This window comes from Shewanella sp. DW31 (assembly GCF_015767295.1).
In the GTDB taxonomy this organism is placed as follows: domain Bacteria; phylum Pseudomonadota; class Gammaproteobacteria; order Enterobacterales; family Shewanellaceae; genus Shewanella; species Shewanella oncorhynchi.
Genome location: NZ_JADWMP020000050.1, coordinates 1 through 1,147 on the forward strand (window position 1 = coordinate 1; position 1,147 = coordinate 1,147).

Here is a 1,147-nt window from a genome sequence, read left to right on the forward strand (position 1 = left end):
GTAATGAGGTTGTGGTATCTGGCACACACGCGGGAGTCAACCGCAGTACGTCGGGTGCGGTGCACACGACGTTCGACCTTCGCAAGCGCTGACGCGCTGCCGGCTGTCGAAACAGACTGGTTATAGGATCAAGCCTTACGGGCAATTAGTATCGGTTAGCTGAACGCATTACTGCGCTTACACACCCGACCTATCAACGTCCTGGTCTCGAACGGATCGTTAGGGGAATTAAATTACTAGGGATGACCCATCTTAGGGCGCGCTTCCCGCCTAGATGCTTTCAGCGTTTATCTCATCCATACATAGCTACCCAGCGATGCTCCTGGCGGAACAACTGGTACACCAGCGGTATGTCCATCCCGGTCCTCTCGTACTAAGGACAGCTCCTCTCAAATTTCCTACGCCCACGACGGATAGGGACCGAACTGTCTCACGACGTTCTGAACCCAGCTCGCGTGCCGCTTTAATGGGCGAACAGCCCAACCCTTGGGACCGACTTCAGCCCCAGGATGCGACGAGCCGACATCGAGGTGCCAAACCTCCCCGTCGATGTGAACTCTTGGGGGAGATAAGCCTGTTATCCCCAGGGTAGCTTTTATCCGTTGAGCGATGGCCCTTCCATGCGGAACCACCGGATCACTAAGCCCGACTTTCGTCCCTGCTCGACCTGTCTGTCTCGCAGTCAAGCTCCCTTATACCTTTACACTCTGCGAATGATTTCCAACCATTCTGAGGGAACCTTTGGGCGCCTCCGTTACACTTTAGGAGGCGACCGCCCCAGTCAAACTGCCCACCTGACACTGTCTCCCACCACGATCAGTGGTGCGGGTTAGAGTGGTCATAATACAAGGGTAGTATCCCACCAATGCCTCCACCGAAACTAGCGTCCCGGTTTCTACGGCTCCTACCTATCCTGTACAAGTAGTACAAACACTCAATATCAAGCTACAGTAAAGCTCCATGGGGTCTTTCCGTCCTGTCGCGGGTAACCTGCATCTTCACAGGTACTTCAATTTCACCGGGTCCCTCGTTGAGACAGTGCCCAAATCGTTACACCTTTCGTGCGGGTCGGAACTTACCCGACAAGGAATTTCGCTACCTTAGGACCGTTATTGTTACGGCCGCCGTTTACTGGGGCTTCAATTCA

1 rRNA gene is annotated in these 1,147 nt (G+C 54.2%); it reads right to left on the reverse strand.

Annotated elements, in window-relative coordinates:
- Positions 1-124: 124 nt before the first annotated feature.
- Positions 125-1,147: ribosomal RNA gene (locus GWI56_RS21550) — 23S ribosomal RNA — on the reverse strand; the annotation flags it as partial.